This window comes from Pseudocitrobacter corydidari, assembly GCF_021172065.1.
In the GTDB taxonomy this organism is placed as follows: Bacteria; Pseudomonadota; Gammaproteobacteria; order Enterobacterales; family Enterobacteriaceae; genus Pseudocitrobacter; species Pseudocitrobacter corydidari.
The window spans coordinates 3,132,364-3,157,423 of the sequence record NZ_CP087880.1 but is presented as its reverse complement, the minus strand read 5'-3'; the positions used below and the strand labels follow the sequence as shown (position 1 = coordinate 3,157,423).

At 51.3% G+C, this 25,060-nt stretch carries 19 protein-coding genes and 1 pseudogene; 11 read left to right on the top strand and 9 right to left on the bottom strand.

Features of this window, described 5'->3' with window-relative positions; all coding sequences use genetic code 11:
- The first annotated feature begins 91 nt into the window (after positions 1–91).
- Together deoD and G163CM_RS14685 are read left to right on the top strand one after the other, a co-directional pair.
- Positions 92–811 carry a purine-nucleoside phosphorylase gene (deoD, locus tag G163CM_RS14690; RefSeq protein WP_015966021.1) on the top strand — a complete coding sequence of 240 codons (720 nt, stop codon included), beginning with the start codon at positions 92–94 and terminating at the stop codon, positions 809–811.
- 194 nt (positions 812–1,005) lie between these two features.
- Positions 1,006–1,494, top strand: a complete 489-nt coding sequence (locus tag G163CM_RS14685; RefSeq protein ID WP_231825457.1) for an REP-associated tyrosine transposase — start codon at positions 1,006–1,008, stop codon at positions 1,492–1,494.
- A gap of 88 nt (positions 1,495–1,582) precedes the next feature.
- On the opposite strand, the gene lplA is transcribed toward G163CM_RS14685, so the two are convergent.
- Both lplA and G163CM_RS14675 read right to left on the bottom strand, forming a co-directional pair.
- Positions 1,583–2,599 carry a lipoate--protein ligase gene (gene lplA, locus G163CM_RS14680; protein WP_015966019.1) on the bottom strand — a complete coding sequence of 339 codons (1,017 nt, stop codon included), beginning with the start codon at positions 2,597–2,599 and terminating at the stop codon, positions 1,583–1,585.
- Between the two features lie 14 nt (positions 2,600–2,613).
- On the bottom strand, positions 2,614–3,255 hold the full coding sequence (locus G163CM_RS14675; RefSeq protein ID WP_015966018.1) for a YtjB family periplasmic protein: 642 nt from the start codon (positions 3,253–3,255) through the stop codon (positions 2,614–2,616).
- Positions 3,256–3,359: 104 nt separating this feature from the next.
- Here G163CM_RS14675 and serB point away from each other — a divergent pair, with 104 nt between their 5' ends.
- From serB to nadR, 3 genes are all read left to right on the top strand, one after another.
- On the top strand, positions 3,360–4,331 hold the full coding sequence (serB, locus tag G163CM_RS14670) for a phosphoserine phosphatase (RefSeq protein ID WP_231825456.1): 972 nt from the start codon (positions 3,360–3,362) through the stop codon (positions 4,329–4,331).
- Positions 4,332–4,341: 10 nt separating this feature from the next.
- On the top strand, positions 4,342–5,727 hold the full coding sequence (gene radA / locus G163CM_RS14665) for a DNA repair protein RadA (protein ID WP_231825455.1): 1,386 nt from the start codon (positions 4,342–4,344) through the stop codon (positions 5,725–5,727).
- Positions 5,728–6,469: 742 nt separating this feature from the next.
- Positions 6,470–7,702 carry a multifunctional transcriptional regulator/nicotinamide-nucleotide adenylyltransferase/ribosylnicotinamide kinase NadR gene (gene nadR, locus G163CM_RS14660; RefSeq protein WP_108475582.1) on the top strand — a complete coding sequence of 411 codons (1,233 nt, stop codon included), beginning with the start codon at positions 6,470–6,472 and terminating at the stop codon, positions 7,700–7,702.
- 35 nt (positions 7,703–7,737) lie between these two features.
- Here the strand turns inward: nadR and G163CM_RS14655 are convergent.
- Positions 7,738–8,012, bottom strand: a pseudogene (locus G163CM_RS14655) (type II toxin-antitoxin system YafQ family toxin).
- A 2-nt stretch (positions 8,013–8,014) separates the two neighbouring features.
- The gene (locus tag G163CM_RS14650; RefSeq protein ID WP_231825454.1) at positions 8,015–8,275 is read right to left on the bottom strand and encodes a type II toxin-antitoxin system RelB/DinJ family antitoxin; all 261 of its coding nucleotides are present in this window, start codon (positions 8,273–8,275) and stop codon (positions 8,015–8,017) included.
- A gap of 463 nt (positions 8,276–8,738) precedes the next feature.
- Between G163CM_RS14650 and G163CM_RS14645 the strand changes: the two genes are divergently transcribed.
- The 4 genes from G163CM_RS14645 (at position 8,739) to G163CM_RS14630 (ending at position 13,974) form a co-directional block, all read left to right on the top strand.
- Complete coding sequence (locus G163CM_RS14645) at positions 8,739–9,515, top strand: ABC transporter permease (RefSeq protein ID WP_231825453.1); 777 nt, start codon at positions 8,739–8,741, stop codon at positions 9,513–9,515.
- The gene (locus G163CM_RS14640; RefSeq protein ID WP_231825452.1) at positions 9,512–10,180 is read left to right on the top strand and encodes an ABC transporter ATP-binding protein; all 669 of its coding nucleotides are present in this window, start codon (positions 9,512–9,514) and stop codon (positions 10,178–10,180) included. The genes G163CM_RS14645 and G163CM_RS14640 overlap by 4 nt, the downstream gene beginning before the upstream one ends.
- Positions 10,181–10,220: 40 nt before the next feature.
- On the top strand, positions 10,221–12,638 hold the full coding sequence (locus G163CM_RS14635; RefSeq protein ID WP_231825451.1) for a capsular polysaccharide export protein, LipB/KpsS family: 2,418 nt from the start codon (positions 10,221–10,223) through the stop codon (positions 12,636–12,638).
- A gap of 61 nt (positions 12,639–12,699) precedes the next feature.
- Positions 12,700–13,974 (top strand): CatB-related O-acetyltransferase, encoded by a 1,275-nt coding sequence (locus tag G163CM_RS14630; RefSeq protein ID WP_231825450.1) that lies wholly within the window; start codon positions 12,700–12,702, stop codon positions 13,972–13,974.
- Here the strand turns inward: G163CM_RS14630 and G163CM_RS14625 are convergent, their stop codons facing one another.
- From G163CM_RS14625 to ettA, 5 genes are all read right to left on the bottom strand, one after another.
- Positions 13,975–15,228 (bottom strand): capsule biosynthesis protein, encoded by a 1,254-nt coding sequence (locus tag G163CM_RS14625; protein ID WP_231825449.1) that lies wholly within the window; start codon positions 15,226–15,228, stop codon positions 13,975–13,977. It abuts the gene before it with no gap.
- Positions 15,229–15,245: 17 nt separating this feature from the next.
- Positions 15,246–17,267, bottom strand: coding sequence for a capsular polysaccharide biosynthesis protein (locus G163CM_RS14620; protein WP_231825448.1), 2,022 nt, complete (start codon positions 17,265–17,267; stop codon positions 15,246–15,248).
- Positions 17,268–17,288: 21 nt separating this feature from the next.
- Complete coding sequence (locus tag G163CM_RS14615; protein ID WP_231825447.1) at positions 17,289–18,959, bottom strand: polysaccharide biosynthesis/export family protein; 1,671 nt, start codon at positions 18,957–18,959, stop codon at positions 17,289–17,291.
- A gap of 30 nt (positions 18,960–18,989) precedes the next feature.
- Positions 18,990–20,147: a capsule biosynthesis protein gene (locus tag G163CM_RS14610; RefSeq protein WP_231825446.1), complete on the bottom strand. Its 1,158-nt coding sequence runs from the start codon at positions 20,145–20,147 to the stop codon at positions 18,990–18,992.
- A gap of 502 nt (positions 20,148–20,649) precedes the next feature.
- A complete protein-coding gene (gene ettA / locus G163CM_RS14605; RefSeq protein ID WP_015966014.1) occupies positions 20,650–22,317 on the bottom strand; it encodes an energy-dependent translational throttle protein EttA in 1,668 nt (555 codons plus the stop codon).
- Between the two features lie 210 nt (positions 22,318–22,527).
- Here ettA and sltY point away from each other — a divergent pair, with 210 nt between their 5' ends.
- Complete coding sequence (gene sltY, locus G163CM_RS14600) at positions 22,528–24,465, top strand: murein transglycosylase (protein ID WP_231825445.1); 1,938 nt, start codon at positions 22,528–22,530, stop codon at positions 24,463–24,465.
- 87 nt (positions 24,466–24,552) lie between these two features.
- Positions 24,553–24,888, top strand: a complete 336-nt coding sequence (gene trpR / locus G163CM_RS14595) for a trp operon repressor (protein WP_015966012.1) — start codon at positions 24,553–24,555, stop codon at positions 24,886–24,888.
- Positions 24,889–25,060 lie beyond the last annotated feature (172 nt).

Genomic DNA, 25,060 nt, shown 5'->3' with positions numbered 1-25,060 from the left:
GCTTCGCTTACCGGGCCTACGATTCTGTTTTTGTAGGCCCGATAAGGCGTAGCCGCCATCGGGCATTAACAATTTATAAAAGGATATAACGATGGCTACCCCACACATTAACGCAGAAATGGGCGATTTCGCTGACGTAGTTTTGATGCCAGGCGACCCGCTGCGTGCGAAGCATATTGCTGAAACTTTCCTCGAAGACGTCCGTGAAGTAAACAACGTTCGCGGCATGCTGGGCTTCACCGGTACCTATAAAGGCCGCAAAATCTCCGTAATGGGTCACGGTATGGGTATCCCGTCCTGCTCCATCTACACCAAAGAGCTGATCACCGATTTCGGCGTGAAGAAAATCATTCGCGTGGGTTCCTGCGGCGCGGTTCGCCCGGACGTAAAACTGCGTGATGTGGTTATCGGCATGGGCGCGTGCACCGACTCCAAAGTAAACCGTCTGCGTTTTAAAGATCACGACTTCGCGGCGATTGCTGACTTCGGTATGGTGCGTAACGCGGTAGACGCAGCGAAAGCACTGGGCGTTGACGCGCGCGTCGGTAACATCTTCTCCGCAGACCTGTTCTACACGCCGGACCCGCAAATGTTCGACGTGATGGAAAAATACGGCATTTTGGGGATCGAGATGGAAGCGGCGGGCATCTACGGTGTGGCAGCAGAATTTGGCGCAAAAGCGCTGACCATCTGCACCGTGTCTGACCATATCCGTACCCACGAGCAGACCACTGCCGCTGAACGTCAAACCACGTTCAACGACATGATCAAAATCGCGCTGGAATCTGTACTGCTGGGCGACCAGGAGTAAGGTGCCTGTGGTGCCCGGTGGCGCTGTGCTTACCGGGCCTACAGGTCTGTGTGGTTTTGTAGGCCGGATAAGGCGCAGCCGCCATCCGGCATTTTCCACCGAATTTGCGAACTGCCTTCCTATTAATTCCTCACTCAATTGCTTTTTACTTTCTGCGCGCTACGTTTGATTTTTTGTTTATGGGGATAAACAAAATGTCGAACTATCGGCGTTATTACATCAACGGCGGAACCTGGTTTTTCACGGTGAATTTGAAAAATCGGCAAACTGATTTGTTGGTCAGCCATGTTGCAGCCCTGAGAGCTGTGGTGAAAGACGTTAAACAGAAAAAACCTTTTTACATTGATGCCTGGGTTGTTCTGCCGGAACACCTTCACTGTATCTGGACACTCCCTCAGGACGAATATAATTTTTCGGCACGCTGGCGAGAGATTAAAAAACGATTTTCCAAAGCAATAAAGTGCGGCGCTGTTTGGCAGCCTCACTTTTGGGAACATGCTATTCGCGATGAGGAAGATTATCGCCGTCATGTGGATTACATCTACATTAATCCGGTAAAACACGGTTGGGTAACACGTGTTCAGGATTGGCCATTTTCCTCCTTTCATCGCGATGTGCGAGAGGGGATTTATCCGGTAGGTTGGGCAGGGGATATCAACGAATTCAACGCCGGAGAACGATAATAATGCCCGGTGGCGCTGCGCTTACCGGGCCTACAGGTCTGTGTGGTTTTGTAGGCCGGATAAGGCGTTAGCCGCCATCCGGCAATAATTACCGCACCGCCCCCGCAATCCACGCTGATAACTCCCGCAACTCTTTCTCCTGCTCCGGGAAATCACCTAACAGCGCCTCGCACTCCTGCTGTAACACATCCGCCCGATACAGGCATCCCTGCAAACGCGCGGCCAGCGCTTCCAGCGGCGCAGGATTCAAACTGTCGGTAAATACCTGCGTACGGGTGATGTGCCCCTTCTCGACGTCGAAATGCAGCTCTACGCCGCCCCAGGTGAAGCGTTCGTCCAGAAGATGGCTAAAGGCCGGGGCCTGACCGAAATTCCACTCCCAGCTGCTCTGGCGCGCAAACGTCTCGGCAAAGTTCGGCAGGTCTGGCGTTTTGTCCGGCGAGATAATTTCGGCGTCTACCCGTTCGCCATAATGGGCGAAAAACGCCTCCGTAATCGCCGTACAAATTTGCTCATGCGTCACGCCCGGCAGCAGTTCGACGAGGTTTGCCACGCGCCCGCGCACGGAGGTAATGCCCTTCGCCTGAAGTTTCTTCTTATCCGGATTCAGATAGTTCGCCAGACGACTGAGATCGGCGTTGAGCAGCAGCGTGCCGTGATGGAACCCGCGATCTTTGGTCTCGCGATAGGCTGAACCGGACACCTTGCGATCGCCCTCCGGCGTTTTCACGATAAGGTCGTTGCGTCCGGATGCTTCCGCCACCGCGCCCAGCGAATTCAGCGCGTCCAGCACAATACTGGTTGAGACGGTTTTGTCGTACTCCGGTTTACCCGCCATAAACGTGAAACAGGTATTGCCGAGGTCGTGGAACACCGCGCCGCCGCCGCTGCTGCGACGCGCCAGGCGCACGTTGTCTTCTTCCATGCGCCGGGTATTACACTCTTTCCACGGGTTTTGCGCGCGGCCAATGACCACGGTATCGGCGTTGCGCCAGAGGAACAGCACGCGCTGAGTGGCGGGCATCTGACGGAAAATACACTCTTCAACCGCCAGGTTAAACCAGGGGTCGTATGAGTCTGAGAGGAGCAGGCGTAAAGTGGCCATATTGAGTTCCCTTTCTACTCTTTTTTCTCTTCTTCCTCTTCCTGTACCGGTTTATTGGCGGTGAGAAGGAAGGGTGATTGTTGCCAGCGGGTGCGTTTGCCCTGTAGCAGCGTGCGTGTGAGCACCACGCCAATGGCAAGCGACAGCAGCAGCATCAGGCGCAGAATATTGGTGGTGTTATCGACCTGTTTGGCTTCTGTTGGCAGCGTATGGGTATCGAGCGTCAGGCGTAAATAGCCTAGCGGACCATTTTTCCCCTGAATGGGTTCGACGATTTGCTGGTTAAAATAGCCGCCCGCTTTTTTGCCATCCAGCGCCAGTCGGTCGCGCAGTTCGACGCTTTCGCCCGCGCGGGCAATCATGTCGCCTTTTTCATCATACACCCCGGCGTCAAGGATGCGGCTTTCCGCGGTGAGTTGCGTCAGCAACTGGCGGACTTTTTTCTCATCTGGCGTTTCGCTGCGCACCAGCGGCGCAAGATTCAGCGCCACCTGGCGGGCGAGCGTGCGGGCCAGTTCTTCAAGCTGCGGATTACGCTGCTGCTGGTGTTGTTGACTGAACCATGACGCCCCTTGCATCAATGCCACCAGAAGTGCGAGGCATATCAGGACAATCACGGCGCGATGCAGTCTAAATTTCAGTTTTGCGCGTACCATATTCCACCTTTGAAAATTTGCAGCTTAATGTTGCCAGAAGCGCTGGTTACAAGGTAGCCTCATGCGTTATTTTCCTGGCCTTAATGAAGTGGAGTGGAGCTGTAATGCCGAACAGTTTGACCTGGTGCGACCTGCCTGAAGATGTCTCCTTGTGGCCTGGGTTGCCGCTTTCTTTAAGTGGCGATGAAGTGATGCCACTGGATTATCACGCCGGACGCAGCGGCTGGCTGCTCTACGGACGCGGGCTGGATAAACCCCAGTTAACCTCTTATCAGCGCAAGCTGGGCGCGGCAATGGTGATTGTTGCTGCCTGGTGTGTGGAAGATTATCAGGTTATTCGCCTGGCCGGGTCATTAACGCCGCGCGCGACCAAACTGGCGCACGACGCCGGGCTGGATGTTGCGCCGCTGGGGAAAATCCCACACCTGCGTACGCCTGGGTTATTGGTGATGGATATGGATTCTACCGCCATTCAGATTGAATGCATTGATGAAATCGCCAAACTGGCCGGTACCGGCGAGCTGGTTTCTGAAGTGACCGAGCGTGCGATGCGCGGTGAGCTCGATTTTGCCGCCAGCCTGCGTCAGCGCGTTGCGACGCTTAAGGGCGCGGACGCCAATATTCTGCGCCAGGTCCGTGATGACCTGCCGTTAATGCCGGGCTTAACCCAACTGGTACTGAAGCTGGAATCGCTGGGCTGGAAAGTGGCGATTGCCTCCGGCGGCTTTACCTTCTTCGCGGAATATCTGCGCGATAAGCTGCGCCTGACCGCCGTGGTCGCCAACGAACTGGGCATTATGGACGGTGTACTGACGGGCGAAGTGGTGGGCGATATCGTGGATGCGAAATATAAAGCCAATACGTTACAGCGCCTTGCCGAGCAGTATGAAATTCCGAAAGAGCAGACCGTCGCTATCGGCGATGGTGCGAACGATCTGCCGATGATCAAAGCGGCGGGGCTGGGCATCGCCTATCATGCCAAGCCGAAAGTAAACGAACAGACGGAAGTCACCATCCGTCACGCTGACCTGGTTGGAGTGCTGTGCATTCTGACGGGCAGCCTGAACCAGGAATAAGAGGTAAAACGTGGCGAAAGCTCCAAAACGCGCATTTGTCTGTAATGAATGTGGTGCGGATTATCCGCGCTGGCAGGGGCAGTGCAGCGCCTGCCATGCCTGGAATACCATCACCGAAGTGCGTGGTGTGGCGGCTTCCCCAACCGTTGCGCGTAATGAACGTCTAAGCGGTTATGCGGGCAGCGCGGGCGTGTCGAAAGTGCAAAAGCTGTCGGATATCAGCCTGGAAGCGCTGCCGCGTTTCTCAACCGGTTTTAAAGAGTTTGACCGCGTACTGGGCGGCGGCGTGGTGCCAGGCAGCGCGATTCTTATCGGCGGTAACCCAGGGGCCGGGAAATCAACGCTGCTGCTGCAAACGCTGTGTAAGCTCGCCGAGCAGATGAAAACTCTGTACGTCACTGGCGAAGAATCACTACAGCAGGTGGCGATGCGCGCGCACCGTCTCGGCCTGCCAACGGCCAATCTAAATATGCTGTCGGAAACCAGCATCGAACAGATTTGCATGATCGCCGAGGAAGAGCAGCCGAAGCTGATGGTTATCGACTCCATCCAGGTGATGCATATGGCGGATATTCAGTCGTCGCCAGGTAGCGTGGCGCAGGTGCGCGAAACCGCCGCTTACCTGACGCGCTTTGCGAAAACGCGCGGTGTGGCGATCGTGATGGTCGGCCACGTGACCAAAGATGGCTCGCTGGCGGGCCCGAAAGTGCTGGAACACTGTATCGACTGCTCGGTGCTGCTGGATGGCGACGCTGATTCGCGCTTCCGCACCCTGCGCAGCCATAAAAACCGTTTTGGCGCAGTGAATGAACTGGGCGTTTTCGCCATGACCGAACAGGGTCTGCGCGAAGTCAGCAACCCATCCGCTATCTTCCTGAGCCGTGGCGATGAAGTGACGTCCGGCAGCTCGGTGATGGTGGTGTGGGAAGGTACGCGCCCGCTACTGGTTGAGATTCAGGCGCTGGTGGATCACTCGATGATGTCGAACCCGCGTCGCGTGGCTGTTGGGCTTGAGCAGAACCGTCTGGCGATTCTGCTGGCGGTGCTGCATCGTCATGGCGGTTTGCAGATGGCGGATCAAGACGTGTTCGTTAACGTTGTTGGCGGCGTGAAGGTCACCGAAACCAGCGCCGACCTGGCGCTGCTGCTGGCGATGGTCTCCAGCCTGCGCGACAGGCCGCTACCGCAGGATCTCGTGGTGTTTGGTGAAGTGGGCCTTGCCGGAGAAATTCGCCCGGTGCCGAGCGGCCAGGAGCGTATTTCCGAAGCGGCCAAACACGGTTTCCGCCGCGCAATTGTGCCAGCCGCGAACGTACCGAAAAAACCGCCCGAAGGCATGCAGGTGTTCGGCGTGAAAAAACTCGCGGATGCGCTAAACGTCTTTGACGACTTATAATTAACATCGCGCCGTTGCCGGATGGCGGCGTACCGCCTTATCCGGCCTACCCGATCCGTAGGCCTGATAAGCGAAGCGCCATCAGGCGTAATTCAGCGCCGTTGCCGGATGGCGGCGTACCGCCTTATCCGGCCTACCCGATCCGTAGGCCTGATAAGCGAAGCGCCATCAGGCGCAGTTCAGCGCCGTTGCCGGATGGTGGCGTACCGCCTTATCCGGCCTACCCGATCCGTAGGCCTGATAAGCGAAGCGCCATCAGGCGTAATTCAGCGCCGTTGCCGGATGGCGGCGTACCCGATCCGTAGGCCTGATAAGCGAAGCGCCATCAGGCGTAATTCAGCGCCGATGCCGGATGGCGGCGTACCGCCTTATCCGGCCTACCCGATTCGTAGGCCTGATAAGCGAAGCGCCATCAGGCGCAGTTCAGCGCCGTTGCCGGATGGCGGCGTACCGCCTTATCCGGCCTACCAGCTTCGTAGGCCTGATAAGCGAAGCGCCATCAGGCGAAGTTCGGCGTCGTTGCCGGATGGCGGCGTACCGCCTTATCCGGCCTACCCGATTCGTAGGCCTGATAAGCGAAGCGCCATCAGGCGCAGTTCAGCGCCGTTGCCGGATGGCGGCGTAAACGCCTTATCCGGCCTACCAGATTCGTAGGCCTGATAAGCGAAGCGCCATCAGGCGCAGTTCGGCGTCGTTGCCGGGATCTCTTTACCATCGTTTACCCCATCAGCAGGAGGCTCTTGTGTCATCGTTCGACTATCTTAAAACCGCGATCCGTCAGAAAGGTTGCACGCTACAGCAGGTAGCTGACGCCAGCGGCATGACCAAGGGCTACCTCAGTCAGTTGTTGAACGCCAAAATCAAAAGCCCAAGCGCGCAGAAACTGGAAGCGCTGCATCGCTTTCTAGGCCTGGAGTTCCCGCGTCTGCAAAAGACCGTTGGCGTGGTTTTCGGTAAGTTCTACCCGCTGCATACCGGCCACATCTACCTGATTCAGCGCGCCTGTAGTCAGGTGGACGAGCTGCATATCATCATGGGTTACGACGACGTGCGCGACCGCACGCTGTTTGAGCAGAGCGCCATGTCGCAACAGCCCACCGTCCCGGACCGCCTGCGTTGGTTGCTGCAAACCTTTAAATATCAGAAAAACATTCGCATCCACGCTTTCAATGAAGAAGGCATGGAGCCTTACCCGCACGGTTGGGATGTGTGGAGCCGCGGCATGAAAGCTTTTATGGAAGAGAAGGGCATTCAACCTGACGTTATCTACACCTCTGAAGAGCTGGATGCGCCGCAGTATATTGAACATCTCGGCATCAAAACCGTGCTGGTCGATCCGAAGCGAACCTTCATGAACATCAGCGGCGGGCAGATTCGTGAGAACCCGTTCCGCTACTGGGAGTACATCCCCACCGAAGTGAAGCCGTTCTTTGTGCGCACGGTAGCGATTCTTGGCGGCGAATCCAGCGGTAAATCGACGCTGGTGAATAAGCTCGCCAATATCTTTAATACCTCCAGCGCCTGGGAGTATGGCCGCGATTATGTCTTCTCGCATCTGGGCGGTGATGAGATGGCGCTGCAATATTCCGATTACGATAAAATCGCGCTCGGCCATGCCCAGTACATTGATTTTGCGGTGAAATACGCCAACAAGGTGACCTTTATCGATACCGATTTTGTTAGCACCCAGGCGTTCTGCAAAAAATATGAAGGCCGCGAGCATCCCTTCGTGCAGGCGATGATCGATGAATACCGTTTCGACCTGGTTATCCTGCTGGAGAACAACACGCCGTGGATTAACGACGGACTACGCAGCCTGGGCAGCTCTGTCGATCGCAAAGAGTTTCAGTCGCTGCTGGTATCGATGCTCAAGGAAAATAACATTGAGTTCGTACACGTTGAAGAGGCGGACTACGATGCGCGCTTCCTGCGCTGCGTTGAGCTTGTGAAGCAACTGATGGGCGAAGCGGGATAACGTTATCGCCGGTTGCCTGAGTTATTTTATAGGAATCAGAAAAGATCAGCATGCGTTCCTGTACGTTCAAATCGCAGGAGCCTGTCAGTCATCTTATAAATAAGTATCCAATCTGGTTCGATATGCGCGTCACGATAACCTTTGTAATTACTCTGTAGAGGGTGGTCTTTGTAAAAAGCAGGAAGCGGTAAGGAATTAGTAATAAGGAGCGTCATGAGGGTTTTGAGTTTATTCATATCCTTATGACGCATTTTGCCAGCTTAACATCTCTCTCAAATTGTCCTGAGTACTCAAGTTCCCTTTGTTCCATAGTCAGATATCCAGTTTGTTAAACAAGTCATCAGCATCTTTTGCTTTGTGAGTATCAACGCCAGCTTCGCTGTTGTTTATCGCTTTTACGGTTGTTTCATTGGGAATATGTAAATCGAACGGCAGTGTCTTTTCGCGTGCAACCTTAGTCAGGGTGATTCGTACCAGATCTGAAATTGTTAATCCCATTTCTGCCAGCACCTCTGTCGCCTGGTTTTTCAACGCTTCATCGATGCGTGCCCGAACAAATGCATTTGCGGCCATTTTAGTAACTCCTGTGGTGAACACTATACCTTCTTCTTTGTAGCTCAAATGAGCAACATGTACTATTTTTAAACAACTTTTACGTGGCGAAAGTTTGTAACCAGATTACGCAATTCTGAACGAGCTTCTGGTTGAGTGAAATATATATTATTAATATATTGAAGATTCGATTCATCACTATTTTATTTATTTAGAAAAACTAAAATCAATATTTAGTTTATATTGCCACAATAGAATAGGAACTTGTTCTTTTTAGGTCTACATTACGCACGTTGGGATATTCCTGAATTATACATCAAGGGAATGATGTTGATTTATTAATTGCAATGGAAAATGGATTTCTACTGCACTCTCACTCATTCCCCGCCTGATACCTCCCTTCACACACTTTTAATGATTACCGGCGCTCTGGCAGCCTGAAGCCAGGGGCGGTAGCGTGCCTGATTCAACTATCGGATAAACCATGGCCAGAAGTGGTATTGAAGTTCAACGAGCCGCCGTTAGCGCGCTCTTCCTGCGTGAGATTAAAACCCGATTCGGGAAATACCGTTTAGGCTATTTTTGGGCGGTGCTGGAACCGGCGGCGCATATGCTGGTGATGCTGGCAGTATTCGGTTTTATTATGCATCGCACGATGCCGGATATCTCTTTCCCGGTATTTCTGATTAACGGCATCATCCCGTACTTTCTTTTCAGCAATATTACGACGCGTTCGATTGGCGCCATCGAGGCCAACCAGGGGCTGTTCAACTATCGCCCCGTCAGGCCGGTCGACACCATCATTGCCCGCGCGTTGCTTGAAAGCCTGATTTACGGCTGCGTGTACATTGTGCTGATGGCTATCGTCGGCTTTGCCGGGGAAGATTTTGCGGTTACCCGTCTGGTGACGCTCATCCTCACCTGGCTGTTGCTGGTGATTTTCTCCTGCGGCGTGGGGCTCATCTTTATGGTGGTTGGGAATGCCTTCCCGGAGACGGAGAAGTTTTTACCGATCCTGATAAAGCCGCTCTATTTTGTCTCCTGCATAATGTTTCCCCTGCATGCCATTCCGCGCGATTACTGGCCGTATCTGCTGTGGAACCCGATTGTGCACATCGTCGAACTGAGCCGTGAATGCGTAGTGGCGAACTACGTTAGCGAGGGCGTAAACCTGCCGTATCTGGCGCTATGTACGCTGGTAGTGCTGTTTCTTGGGCTGGCGGTGTATCGCCGTAACGAAGAGGCGATGCTCACATCATGATCCGTATCGAGAACCTGTCTAAATCCTACCCCACGCCGCAGGGGCGGCATTACGTTTTTAAAGATCTCAATATCGAACTGCCGAGCGGGAAAAGTGTGGCGATCATTGGCCGCAACGGTGCGGGGAAATCGACGCTGCTGCGCATGATTGGCGGCATTGACCGCCCCGACAGTGGGCGAATTATCACTGACAGCAGCATCTCCTGGCCCGTCGGGCTGGCGGGCGGTTTTCAGGGCAGCCTGACCGGGCGCGAGAACGTGAAGTTTGTCGCGCGCCTGTATGCAACCCGCGATGAGCTGAAAGAGAAGGTCGCTTTTGTCGAAGAGTTTGCCGAGCTGGGGAAATACTTTGATATGCCGATTAAAACCTATTCTTCCGGGATGAAGTCGCGTCTGGGATTTGGCTTAAGCATGGCGTTCAAGTTTGATTATTACCTGGTGGATGAAGTGACGGCGGTGGGGGATGCCCGGTTTAAGCAGAAGTGTGCGGAGCTGTTTAAAGAGCGGCATAAGGAAGCGAGCTTTTTGATGGTGTCGCACAGTTTGAATTCGTTGAAGGAGTTTTGCGATGTGGCGCTGTTTATAGATAGAAATAATATTGTTTATTATTTTCAAGATGTTGAACGGGCTGTTGCGTTGTATTTATCTCATGAGGCTGGGTGTTAATAAACCTAGTTTTTAGTAATTATATAATTGGTGAATAATCATGTTGTTATCCAAAAATCATTTTTCTAGCACAATTTTATCTGCCTCATCAGAATACGAGGTTAAGCCTGATGATATAACTATTTGTTATGCGGTAAGGTGTAGTGATATAAATCCATGGGTCTTGGATAGAATTGAATTTGCCTTAACCTTTTACTCCCCTAAACCAAATGTAATGATTGTTGATTTTGGTTCTAAACTTGAATACTCATCAAGAATAAAAGAACTGTGTCATAATAACTCGGGTGAGTACATTTTTGTTGATGATTATGATACATTTTCTTTGGCAAAAGCTAGAAATATTTGCTTCCAAAATTTGAAAACTGATTTTTTATTGCTTGCTGACATTGATTATGTTTATGAACGCGATTTTATAATCAGGCTCTCATCATTGGCAAATAGACTGGGTCTTACTAGAAATCCATTAAAGGTTCTTACGATGCCGATCTATCATGTAAATGAATCGGCTACCGTTTTATTTGAATCTCTTGATAACTTAAAAGCAAAGGATCAATTGATTGGTAAATGGGAAACAAATTGTTTGGCATCTAAATTTGGTGATGTATTTGAATTTGTAGCTCCATACAGTAATAGCATTTTTTTACATAGGAAAATGTTTGATATGTCTGGAGGTTATTGTGATGAATTTCGAGGACATGGATCTGAGGATTTTGAATTCTTAATTCGTTTAGCCAAGTTGACATCAAACATACCTATCTCTGGATCTCTTGAAAAAGATTTCTACGGCCCATTGAAATCTTCCTTCTGGGGACAAAAAGATTATCTTGGTTTTAGACGCTATCTTGAGGCATTTACTTTACCTTGTGAACTTTTAGGACTGAAAGCTTTTCATTTATGGCATGAAAAACCATCTGATAAAGGATATTGGACTCAATCCAATGATTGGAAACGTGAGCGCTTTAATGCTGTATTGAGTAAGCATTCAACATCTGACTCAGAGTTATTAGAAGTCGATTATATCAACAGAAATAAAAAAGCACTGTGTATATTCAGTGATAAATCTCAGTGGGGTTATTTTTTACCATTAAGAATGGCCGGTTATAGCCTTGATGTGCTGTCTGATAAAGATGATGGTTCAATTTCTGAGGCTATGCGTAAAATTGAGAAAAAAGAAGTTGAGCGAGTGTTCATTTTTAACCCTTACATGAAAAGTCACGTTTCATTTAGGGGAGTCATTGAGGTTGCGAAAAGGCTTGGTGTTCAAGTAACGGTGATTGAACGAGGAGGGCTTCCTAATTCAATTTATTTTTCTGATGAGGTTGCATATGGTGATCCTGAATATAAAAGAATATACAATGATCTCGATAGCATTGATTTTAGTGATGAAGAATTAAATAGTTCTAAAAATTTAATAGATGATCTTACCACAGGTAAATATTCACTAGAAGCGATGGATGATTATGATATTACATGGAATAAAAATGCATTACTCAGAATGACTGACAAGAAAAAAGTGTTTATTCCTTTACAGCTTAGGGATGATATGGCTGTAAATTATTTTACAGATGGGTATACTAGCTATAGTGTATATGAGGACGGGATTCAGGAGGCAATAGCTAAATTTCCGGATGTTATCTTTATAATAAAAGAACATCCATTAAGCAAATATGATATGAGTTGGGCTAATAATTATGCAAATGCTGTTATTGCCAATCAAAAAGATAACATTCATGCTTTAATTGAAATTTCGGACTGCGTGGCCCTTTATAACTCAGGGGTTGGATTACTTGCATTGGCACACAATAAGCCGCTGTTTAATATAGGTAATGCATATTACGGATGCGAGGGTAAGTTCTCTACGCACAAAAAGTCATTGCTAGAGGTTTCGGAAGAAATAAGCAAAAATGATATCTCTGATTTGTTTTCAGGAAGAGATTTATACCGTTTAAATAAATTTTTTACTTGGTTGTTTTTTAGAAAATATAGCTGGTTTACTGCCGATGATGAAATTAGAGAGTTTTCTGATAGAAAATCTCATGGATATAAAAATATAAATGTGTCAGTTTTAAATATAGATAATAAAACGTTTGTTAGTGGGGATCGTATTTCTGATTCAGCGTTCTCTAGTGAAAGTTATTTAAATTGGCATTTGAATTTGAATGTCAATAACAAAAAAGTGAGTTTATCAAAAGTAGAGTTGAGCGAAAAAAATGCTGAGTTGAAAAAGACTAAAGAGGATGGAGGGAAAGAGAATGAGGTTGTAATTAAAAAGGAAAAAATAAATCGTAATGTAATTACTAAAAGAGAATTGACCTTGATTGGCGCTATTTCAATATCATTGTGTAAACCATTTGTAAGTGGTTCGAAAAAGTTGAAGTTAATAAATAATCCTGAAGCTTTTTTTAATGATTCAAAATCAATTATGCTTAATAAGGTTGGAAGGTTATCATTTAAATGATGACGATTTAACTCTTTAACTTTTGTATTTTATGGTTAAGATCAATAAATGGCTTAGAGAAATGAATGAACTAAACAAGAATCTTAAGAATAATATATTGGGTTACGGATTGATTGAGCGCTATTCAAAAATAGAATGCTGGAGGTTAAGGGGGTTTTTCTTTATTGGTGCATATACTCACTTAAATTCTGGTTCCAACATTTGGAATGCTATCGTTGGTCGCTATTCTCGTATTGACTCGAATGTGACGGTTGGCTTTAGGATCGCAGAATGCAATATTTTTAGTAATCATTATTTTGCTTATGCGGAAGGTTATATAGACACTGAATCCTATAAGGCATTAAAAGCTAATCGATTTTATTATGACAAACAAAACCTAACTTATATTGGGAATGACGTAAGGGTTCACCAGGGAAGTATCATTTCTGCGGGTGTTTCTATAGGCGATGGGGCTATAATTTATCCGAATTCGGTTGTTGATACTGATGTTCCTCCATATGCTATTGTTGCTGGAAATCCAGCTCAAATAATAAAATATAGATTTTCAGAGGATGTAATCAAAAAAATTAAGAAATCGAATTGGTTCTTATCTGATTTAAATTGTTTAGAACAATCCGCTGATTATTCAGATGTGGATAGTATTCTGGCAAGGTTAGCTGATAAAAAGGAAAATAAAGTTAGATTAGAGAAATATTATGTGAATTCATACACTAATGAATGTAGTATTAAATCGTTCGAAAAGTTAGTATTAGGCCCATCACATGTAGATATATGGCAATCATTAGTAAATAGTGGTAAACGGAAGCAGCCTGAATTTTTAATGCATGGAGTCAATGGCTTGTCTTTGTATTCAAAGAGGTTGGTTAATTTAATCGATTTCTACATAGGTAATGGTTTGGGTGATGTTGTACTTTTTGTTCCTGATTTCAGAATTGGTAACGTTATCTTAAATTCTAATGGCGAAATTTCTCTTGATCCACTATTCATATCAAAAAATAAAATTAGTTCGGATAGTGATAATGAACTTTATAAAATGGCGTTAAATATTTTAGATGAGCTTGTTTTAAAATATAGGGGTAAGATAAAGTTCATTTTTTGGTGCCTTATGGGAAGGGAGTACGAAAACAAAAAACTTGGGAGGTATGTTTTCGATAATCAGTATCGACATCCAGTTTGGAACTATTCTGAAATAAAAAATAGATATTTCGACAATATATTAGAAATACCCGGTATTGAAAGCGATATTGAGCATTGCATCCATAATAATGGAACAATCCACCCAAACGATAGAGGATATGATGTGTTGGAGAAACACATATTAAATAGAATTTTTTAGTTATTTTAACTTTATATTGTATCCACTTTTAGACATTGTTGGATTTTCAGCTTTATCTTGAATATTTTGACTCCAATATTTTTTGGAATAAAACACCGCATTTATCTGCGTAGTCTCCAGCAGATAACTGCGGAAGATCGCCAGCAACCCCATATCCGGCTGAAAATCTGCCGTCCAGAATTGATGCAGATGCCCCTGATACGTTAAGCCTTTCATATCGTACAGGGCATCGCCCATCACCTTCAGCGGCTTGTTATGAATCAACGCCGACAGGCCCGCCGTACTGTTAATCGTCACCACCGCTTTGGCGTGCTTCAGCATCTCCGGCATCGGGAGGTCGTGCACGTACAGCACCCGGTTGCGAATACCGTATTTCTTACTGAGCTTATTGATTAACGGGCGGTATAAGCGATGGCCGCGATCCATCGGGTGGTGCTTGAACACCAAAAACTTGGTCGCAGGCGCTTTGGTGGCAAAGGAGTACATTACGTCATTAATATAATCGCGCACGTCGGCATACCCACTGTGGTTGCGGATCTGGCTGTCGTTGTACACCTGTAAAATCGCGAGGTAATAACGTTTATCCAGCTGTGTCTGCAACCGGGGAAGAACGTCGCGCTCTTTAAATGCATACCAGTGCTTGCGCCGCCAGGCGCGGACCCAGCAGCGCATCTCATACCACGGTGAGAAAGACTTGTGGTGTCGATATAGCGGGTAGTCGTGGCGATGAAACCAGCCTTCCAGGTAGTACCACGTCGCGTGCCAGTAGCGTAAGCGGGTTGAGGGCTTTAGCGGCTGGATATTACGCGGCGGCAGTTCGGGCAGATGGCGATAAAACTCCGGGTCGCGGGGCAGGGAGGAGTAGGCGTTGACGCCGCCCTCTTCAAGCGTAATAAAGTGCGGACGCAGGTAGCCCTCTTCAAACGCCAGAAAACGCAGCCCTTTGGCCTGCGCCCATTGACGGGCAGCCTGGTGCAGCGGTCGGCAATCACCAAAACAGACCAACGTATCAAAGGGATAGGTTTTCCATGTCTCTTTCAGCCAGTGGGCAAAATGCTCGGGCGTTTGGTCATATTGCAGCATCGGGCGATGCCGACAGTAAAAGCGATCGCCGCCGTTAAAGACCACGTTCATCGCTTCGCGGCCTTTGCTCTCCAGCCAGTCGGCCAGGTCGGCAAAGAACGGCCCCATCGGCCCCTGTAAAAGCAGATAGCGCTTACCCGCCAGTAATTTGCTCATTGCTGTGCTGTCCATGCCGCAGCCCTCGCTAATTAATTAAATTTCACCCGATAAAGATTCACGCCCTTGCGCATCCATCGCGTGATGCGTCCGGCTTTTTTCCTCGCGATCGTTTCTGGCCTTGTCTGCTCCATCAGCCACACCGCCGCCTCTTCCACCGGAAGCACGCGCTTCTCCTGCGGGTGGATGTAGGTGGGGTAAACAATCAGCGTCTGATAGATCAGATCTGCCAGGGTGAGCATGCGGTTGCGCCGTGCGCAGGTATGTTCGTCGTGGGTTAACCCCCAGCCCGCGTAAAACGGCAGGCCGTAGCAGTACACGGTTTTGCCATGCATCAGCGCTTCAAACCCGGAAAGCGAGGTCATGGTGTGCAGTTCATCGCAGGCGGTAATGCAGTCGATAATGTCGGCATCCGTGGCGACGCAGTCCGCCAGGCGGGCCATCTCGTCGGCATCGATGTGGCCGGGGCGATTGCCTGCCAGCACGTCGGGGTGCGGCTTATAGACGATGTACGCCGATGGGTTACGCTCGCGCACGGTACGCAGCAGCGCCAGGTTACTTTGAATATCGATGGTGCCCGTGGCGATGGATGCGTCGTTCTCTACCTGGCCGGGCACCAGCAGCAGGCGTTTGCCGTCGGCGGCCTCGGGCCGTTGCCACACTTTACCGAGGTTATATTTACTCAGTTTGTTGCTGACCAGCGTCTGCTGAAGCGCCAGCGCGCGCTCGCGTTCATCGCCACGCAGCATGGAGTGGTTGAGCAATGTTTCCAGGTCGCTGGCGCGGCGGGCATCGTAGTAAATCCCCGTTTTATCCAGTACCAGCGACAGCGGCATGTGCAGGTCGGAACCCAGCCCGCTTGAGCGCAGAAAACCGTCTTCCATCCGCCAAACGGGCAGGTTCTGCGCATGTGCCGCCTGGCTGAATTTGGCTTCGCCGTTCACGCCCCACACCACGCAGGCGGTGGCGGCGTGTGATTTCTTATCAAAATTCAGCGTGTTTTCTGGCGTTTTGAGGAAGGTTTTCATGATGGCGCTCTTCCACAACGTCAGGCCGGGAACCCACAGGTGGCCGCTGCGCGAAATCATATGCTGGCGTTGCAACTGGAGCGCGTGCAGCACGTCGAAAAGTGTGCCGCGTTTATGAGAGTAGGGATCGAGATAGCGCGGATAGCGCAGCAGCGCCGCACCAATCAGTTGCAGCAGCGTTGCCTGTCCGCGCCTGCCGGTTAATGACTCAGCCAGCGGATGGCGATCCTCCGTCAGCCCCCATCCGGCATACCACGGCAGGCCAAAGCAGGTTACCGGTTTCCCGGCCATCAGCGCCTCAATGCCGTATTGCGAGGTGACGGTATAAACGCGGCTCGCACAGCGCAGCAGCGACTGCGGGCTAACGTCCTGCGCCAGCAGACGAATGCGCGGGTCGTTGAAGCGCTCGGTAAGATAACCCTGCTTTTTCCCGCTCAATACGTCGGGATGCGTTTTAACCCAAATCTCGGCGTCCGGGTTCTCTTCACAGGCGGCGGTCAGCATATTGCTAAAGCTTTGCGCCGATCCACCGCCCAGGGTAATCGACACATCACCGTACGTCTGGTCGATGACCAGCACAATCGGCTTATCATGCGCGGCAGCGGGGAAGGGCAGGGCGTGGTTGTACTTCGATAAATCGCCGCTCACGATCAAATCGATGGCCGACTGCGCCTCTGCTGCGTGGGTGTTTTCTTCCCGCTCTTTATGGATGAGCCGCTCCAGCCTGCTCGGGCGGCTGGCGTCGTAGTAAATGCCAAGATCGTCAACCACGATAGAGAGCGGCGGGTGGCCATTCACGCCCAGCCCGAGCGAGCGAATAAAGCCATCTTCCAGGCGCAGCAGCGGTAAATCCGCCGCCCGCGCTTTGGCGGCGGGCAGCGTGGTGTTGTCTTTCATTCCCCAGACGGCGACGGCGGAGATGTCGCCGGGAATGGCACCGCTAACAGACAGCTTGCGGCAGGGCTTGCCGAGTAGCTGACTCAGATGGGGGATTTTCCAAATCCCCGAGGAATAGACGCCGATCATAATGCTCCCTGCATTCGTGCGTTAGATATCCAGAATGACTTTCGCCGCCACCGCCAGTTGATAAAGAATGGTGGAGATGCCGCGCGTCACTTCGATGTTTTTCGACTCGTACTTCGGCAGCACCATAATTTCATCCCCTGCCGCCAGCGCGCCGACATCGTCAGCATCCACCGCAGAACCGTCCTGATGAATCACGATGATTTTCGACTGACCGGATTTCTGCGTCAGACCGCCGCATTTCTCGATGTAATCGTCAGCGTCAAGCTTCTCTTCCCAACTGATGGCGTTCGGGAACAGCACTTCGCCGTGTACCATCACCAGCGACGTTTTCTCCGGAATGCTGATGACGTCGCCATCTTCCAGTAGAACGGAATCGATATTTTTCTCGTTCAGCACCACCTGGCCTTTTGGCACCACCTGACGCGCTTTCGCCACAAAACGGCTGACCAGCTGCGCTTCCTGCATACGAAGCTGCGCTTCTTCCTGAGTGGACGATTGCGAAGAGAGTGACGCCTGCTCCAGCTTTTGCAGCTCAAGGTTAAGCATCTCTTTTTGCCGGATGGCGACAGAGTGGCGATAAAGCTGAATGCTATTCATCTGCGACATGCTGTTCGGGCGCAGCTGTGTGAGCACCTGTTTCATGCTTGCGCCATAAGGCAGCACCAGCGCGTGTTCGCCGGAATGAGCGCCTTCGATGCGCACCTGAATGGTGCCGGCGTAGCGGTCAGAACTGACGATCAGTTTGTCGCCATCCTGCAACGTGCGGCCCGCGGCGCCGCTCAACGGATAATATTCCGTGCGTTTTACCGTGCCCTGCTGGCGGACGATGGTGAAGTGGGTTGCGCCCGGTTTTGGCCGCGCCCAGCTCAGCGCTTCATCCACCGAAATGGCGCTGCTGGCGAATTCGAAGTCGTAGCTGTTATAGACGTCGCCATCCACGCTGAAGGTATATTTACGCGGGCCGACTACGATGGTATCGCCGTCCGAAAACTGCGACAGATTCAGCGTGCCGTTGAGCAGGAAGTCATACAGGTTGACGTGCGAACGCGTCGATTTGCCGCGCTTGATGGTGATGTCGACATAGCTGCCGCGCTCGCTGTCTACGCCGCCCGCTTTACTCAGGTAAGAGAGCAGCGAATCGGACGCCACGCCGCCGTACAGGCCGGGGTTTTTGACATAGCCGGTCACGAACACTTTCACCGGCTGCGCCTGCAACAGCGAGGCATAGACGTTAACGTTAGACTGATAAACCTCTTTGACCTTCGCGGTCACCAGGCCATTAAGTTGCCCGTTCGGTACGCCAGCCACTTTCAGCGGCCCGATATTCGGTACAAAGATGTTGCCTTTCGGGTCGACCGGCAGCGCGCCGTCAAAGTTAAACGCGCCCCACAGACGCACCTGAATGGTATCGCCCAGCGAAACAACATAGCTCGGGTTGAATCCGATGCTGGTACCACTGTCGGCGCTGGTGCCGTTAAACAACTGCGCGCCGAACATGCGGCTTAACGCCGGCGCTTCTATCATCGGCGGCGTGTTATCAAAACCGTTGTTCACCGCAGGTGACCTTTGCCCGCTGATGAGCGGTGATAACGGTGCGGCGCCGGTCAGTTCCGGGTCGGCGGTGACGCCTGTCGCGAGCGCCTGCCCGGCGTGAAGTAAAGCGAGCAGAAATACGGATTTAGCTAATTTCATAATGCACTCTGTTAAAAATGGCTCAGGCCGTCAGTCTCTATGGTCTTCAATAATGCCCAGCAGCAGTTTGGCAGTACCAAACAGCAGGCCGCACACCAGTAACCAGCTGATTAATAAATAAGGAATATTCGGGAACGACGACTCTTCCGGGCGCTGTGGCGAACTGATAACCGACAAGGTTTTCAGCTTGCGCGCGCTTTCCATGCGCGTTTTCTCAAGGGCTTTCAGCGCCAGAGCGTAAAGGTCGGTATCAAAGGCCACGGTGCCTTTTATCTCTTCGAAATCGACCGCCATGCTGTTGAGCTTTTTCCCTTCCGGCGCGGTGATTTTGCTTTGCTCTTCATCGATCTGTGCCTGCAACGCTTTAATGGCATTTTTGGTGCTGACCACCTGCGGCGCGTCGGCGCGTAAATAGGTCAGCAGGTTGCGCAGGTCAGCTTCCATCTCGATTTTTTTGGCAATCAGCGTATTCACAAGCGTAGTGGCGGCTTCGGCAGAGGCCGCGGGGTCGAGCACGTTGTTTTTATTCTGATAAGCAAGCAACTGCTTTTTGCTCTCGTTCAGACGCTGGCGGGTTTGGTGTAGCTCTTCTTCTGCAAACTGCATCTGCTCACGCGAAATACGGTGGGAAAGCTCGTTGATAAAGCGCTCGGACTCTTTCAGCACCGCGTGGTTAAAAGCCTGAGCAAACTCGGGCGTGAAGCCCTGCGTTTGAATATCCAGCAGGCCCGATTTTTCGTCATAAGCGATGGAAATCCGACTGCGGTAGTAATCGAGAAACTCTTCCGTTGTGGCGTCATCCGGCAGATGGAAAAAGAAATCCCACCCGCTTTGGCTGAATGCCTGATGGAAATTAAGACGTTTATCCAGCGCCATCAGCATATCGGGCGAGTTGATGTACTCTTTTAAATAGAGGGAATCTTCCGCCGATGATGGGTTAGAGGCCCCCAGTAGCAGGCCAACGTTCAGGCTCGAACTGTCAATTTCATTGGGGCGTTTGACGGCAACTTTGGATTCGCTCATGTAACGCGGCTGGCTAAAAATGAACAGATAAATCAACAGCAGCGCCATCGGCGCGGTAATAAAAATATGCGCAAGATAGCGCTGGAACGGTAGCGCGCAGACACACTGTCGACAAGTTTTCAGACGCTGAAAGAGATGAGTAATAAACACGTGATTAGTTTTCATAATTCCGAACGCGATTTAATTAAAAATATATTCGTCAAATAAATAATTAATAGTAAGGACGTTGGGAATAACAGTGGGAATTATAAATAATAGACATATCAATCCTTTGTTAATGTCGATGGTGAATGGTTTTAACGCATGCTGGATATAGCTGGCGCGAATGATTAACTCGCTAAGCTAGATTAGCTGAATATATGGCGCAATTCCTTTCGGTGGCGCTATTTGTAGCATAGACCATCTGGCATCTCAATCTTGTTATTCTAAAATTGCAATGAATGTTTGTAATGATATTTGAGGTGTGGATTAGATTGGGGATCTATTTATTGGGTTTGTGGATATTAAAGATTTAATGAATTTAAATTATATTTTTATTCGTGAAATGTATGTGTTTGCAAAAAATGTAGGCCGGATAAGCGCAGCGCCATCCGGCATTTTTTACAGGCGTTATTGAGTCTGCAAAAAGCCGGGGGCGCTAACGCTTGCCCGGCCTACGATGATGTTATTACTTCGCAATACGCTTGTACTTGATACGCTTCGGCTCCAGCGCATCTGCGCCCAGCGTGCGTTTCTTGTACTCTTCGTATTCGGTAAAGTTACCTTCGAAGAATTCCACTTTACCTTCATCCTGGTAATCCAGAATGTGGGTGGCGATACGGTCGAGGAACCAACGGTCGTGCGAGATAACCATCGCGCAGCCCGGGAATTCCAGCAGGGCGTTTTCCAGCGCGCGCAGGGTTTCGATATCCAGGTCGTTGGTCGGTTCATCGAGCAGCAGAACGTTGCCGCCTACCTGCAACAGTTTCGCCAGGTGCAGACGACCGCGCTCACCGCCGGACAGCTCGCCCACGCGTTTGCCCTGGTCAACACCTTTAAAGTTAAAGCGGCCAACGTACGCGCGGCTTGGCATCTCGGTGTTGCCGATCTTCATGATATCCAGCCCGCCAGAGACTTCTTCCCACACGGTTTTGCTGTTATCCATCGCGTCACGGAACTGATCAACGGACGCCAGTTTCACGGTATCACCCAGCGTGATAGAACCGCTATCTGGCTGTTCCTGACCAGACATCATGCGGAACAGCGTCGATTTACCCGCGCCGTTCGGGCCGATGATACCGACAATTGCACCTTTCGGTACCGAGAAAGTCAGGTCGTCAATCAGTACGCGATCGCCGTAGGATTTACGCAGATTGCTGACTTCCACCACTTTATCCCCCAGACGTGCTCCAGGCGGAATAAACAGTTCGTTGGTTTCGTTACGTTTCTGGTACTCAACGTTGTTAAGTTCTTCGAAACGCGCCAGACGCGCTTTGCCTTTAGACTGACGGCCTTTCGCGCCCTGACGTACCCACTCCAGCTCTTTCTCGATAGACTTACGACGCGCCGCTTCCTGAGAAGCTTCCTGCGCCAGACGCTGATCTTTCTGCTCCAGCCAGGAGGAGTAGTTGCCTTCCCATGGAATACCTTCACCACGGTCAAGTTCCAGAATCCAGCCCGCCACGTTATCGAGGAAGTAACGGTCGTGGGTAATCGCCACAACGGTGCCTTCGAAATCGTGCAGGAAGCGTTCCAGCCACGCGACGGATTCCGCATCCAGGTGGTTAGTCGGTTCGTCGAGCAGCAGCATGTCTGGTTTTTCCAGCAGCAGGCGGCACAGCGCGACGCGGCGACGTTCACCACCGGAAAGATTGGCGATTTTGGCATCCCAGTCTGGCAGACGCAGCGCATCGGCGGCGCGTTCCAGCTGAACGTTCAGGTTATGGCCATCATGCGCCTGAATGATTTCTTCAAACTTGCCCTGCTGAGCGGCGAGTTTATCGAAGTCGGCATCCGGCTCGGCATATTTGGCGTAGACTTCGTCCAGACCTTTCAGCGCGTTAACCACTTCGGCAACCGCTTCTTCAACGGATTCGCGAACGGTATGTTCCGGGTTTAACTGAGGTTCCTGCGGCAGGTAACCAATCTTCAGACCTGGCTGCGGACGTGCTTCACCTTCGATGTCGGTATCGATACCGGCCATGATGCGCAGCAGCGTAGATTTACCGGCGCCGTTCAGGCCCAGTACACCGATTTTTGCGCCAGGGAAGAAGCTCAGTGAGATGTTTTTCAGAATATGACGTTTCGGCGGAACCACTTTGCCGACACGATGCATGGTATAAACGAATTGAGCCACGTTGGACTTCGCCTCTTTTATTTTGATGGTAAGTATACAAAGCCGAAGTGTAGCCTTTTTCGTTCGTTAATCCCAGCGAGGCGGTTAACGCGATAAAAGCGTAAAAATGTGTCCAGAACGTGGCGCGTTGCCTCATGTGTGGTTAGCATGAAATAGATATCTTATACGCGGCATGAAGCTGCAACATGTGATTGATTAGAGGAAGATCGTGTGAAAAAAGCCAAACCCATGGCGTGGCGCGTGTTAGCGGCCAGTGTTTGCCTGTTGTCACTTAACAACCTGGCTCACGCGGATTCACTGGACGAACAGCGCAGTCGCTATTCGCAGATTAAGCAGGCCTGGGATAACCGACAGATGGATGTCGTGGGCCAGTTGATGCCAACCTTGCGGGAATACCCGCTTTATCCTTACCTGGAATATCGTCAGATCTCCGGCGATTTGATGAACACGCCAGCCGTTACCGTCACTAACTTTGTGCGCGATAACCCGACGCTGCCGCCGGCGCGGACGCTCAAAAATCGCTTTGTAAACGAACTGGCGCGACGCGAAGACTGGCGCGGCTTGCTGGCCTTCAGCCCGGACAAACCCGGTACCACCGAAGCGCAGTGTAACTATTACTACGCCAAATATAATGTTGGCGAAACCCAGCAGGCCTGGGACGGTGCGAAAGAACTGTGGCTGACGGGGAAAAGCCAGCCAAATGCCTGCGACAAACTGTTCAGCGCCTGGCGTTCGTCCGGTACGCAGGACCCGCTCGCATATCTCGAACGAATTCGACTGGCGATGAACGCGGGTAATACTTCGCTGGTCAAAGCGCTGGCCTCGCAGATGCCGCCGGACTATCAAACCATTTCGCAGGCGGTGACCGACCTTGCGAACAATCCCAATAACGTGCTGACCTTTGCGCGCACCACGGGCGCGACCGATTTTACCCGCTCGGTGGCGGCGGTGGCGTTTACCAGCGTCGCGCGTCAGGATGCGGAAAACGCGCGTCTGATGATCCCGTCGCTGGTGCAGGCGCAGCAGCTTAATGACGATCAAACCCAGGAGCTGCGCGATATCGTCGCCTGGCGTTTGATGGGCACTGACGTCACTTCTGAGCAGGAGAAATGGCGCGACGACGCGATCATGCGTTCTCAATCGACGTCTCTGATAGAGCGCCGTGTCCGTATGGCGCTGGGCACCGGCGATCGCCGTGGGTTGAATACCTGGCTGGCGCGTCTGCCGATGGATGCCAAAGAGAAAGATGAATGGCGCTACTGGCAGGCTGACCTGCTGATGGAGCGCGGGCGCGATGACGAAGCGAAAGAGATCTTCAAATCCTTAATGACGCAGCGCGGTTTCTACCCGATGGTGGCGGCGCAGCGTTTGGGGGAAGATTACACCTTGCGCATCGAAGGCCCGCAGGGCACCGTTTCGCCGCTGCTGGTGAACGGCCCGGAAATGGCGCGCGTGCGTGAACTGATGTACTGGGATATGGATAACACCGCGCGCAGCGAATGGGCGAACCTGGTCAGCAGCCGCACGAAGAACGAGCAGGCCCAGTTAGCGCGCTACGCGTTTGACCAACGCTGGTGGGATCTCAGCGTACAGGCGACCATCGCAGGCAAGCTGTGGGATAATTTGCAAGAGCGTTTCCCGCCTGCCTATAACGATCTCTTTGTGCGTTACACCGCCGGTAAAGACATTCCGCAAAGCTATGCGATGGCGATTGCACGTCAGGAAAGCGCGTGGAACCCGAAAGTGAAATCCCCTGTGGGGGCGAGCGGCCTGATGCAAATCATGCCGGGTACGGCGACGCACACGGTGCAGATGTTTAACATCCCTGGCTACAGCAATCAGAACCAGTTGCTGGACCCGGAAACCAACATCAACATCGGTACCAGCTATCTGCAATACGTTTACCAGCAGTTTGGTAACAACCGTATCTTCTCTTCCGCCGCGTACAACGCCGGTCCGGGGCGCGTGCGCACCTGGCTTGGCAACAGCGCCGGGCGTATCGACCCCGTCGCGTTTGTTGAGAGCATTCCGTTCTCCGAAACGCGTGGCTATGTGAAGAACGTGCTGGCGTATGACGCGTACTATCGTCACTTTATGGGCGAAAAAGAGGCGATCTTTAGCGATAGCGAGTGGCAACGCCGTTACTGATCGGCAGTGACTATGTTATGCTGTACTCGTTGAAGAGTACATACAGCGGATGGCCCTGCGCCATCCGCCATAACATGGCGGCATACTATGACCCAACAATCCCCTTATTCAGCCTCCGTCGCGGAACAGCGACATCAGGAGTGGCTTCGCTTTGTTGAGCTGCTGCGTCTGGCCTATGCTGACGAGCACGCACTGCCTTTACTCGACTTGATCATGACGCCTGACGAGCGCGAAGCGCTGGGCACGCGCGTGCGCATTATTGAAGAACTGCTGCGCGGTGAGATGAGTCAGCGCGAGCTGAAGTCAGAGCTGGGCGCAGGCATTGCCACCATTACGCGCGGTTCGAACAGCCTGAAATCGGCCCCTGCCGAATTGCGCCAGTGGCTGGAGCAGACGCTGCCGAAAACGGTGAACAACGCCTGATGGCGCTACGCTTATCAGGCCTACGACGATCCGTAGGCCGGATAAGGCGCCAGCCGCCATCCGGCAAAAACGCACAATCTCACCGTAGGCCGGATAAGGCGCCAGCCGCCATCCGGCAAAAACGCACAATCTCACCGTAGGCCGGATAAGGCGCCAGCCGCCATCCGGCAAA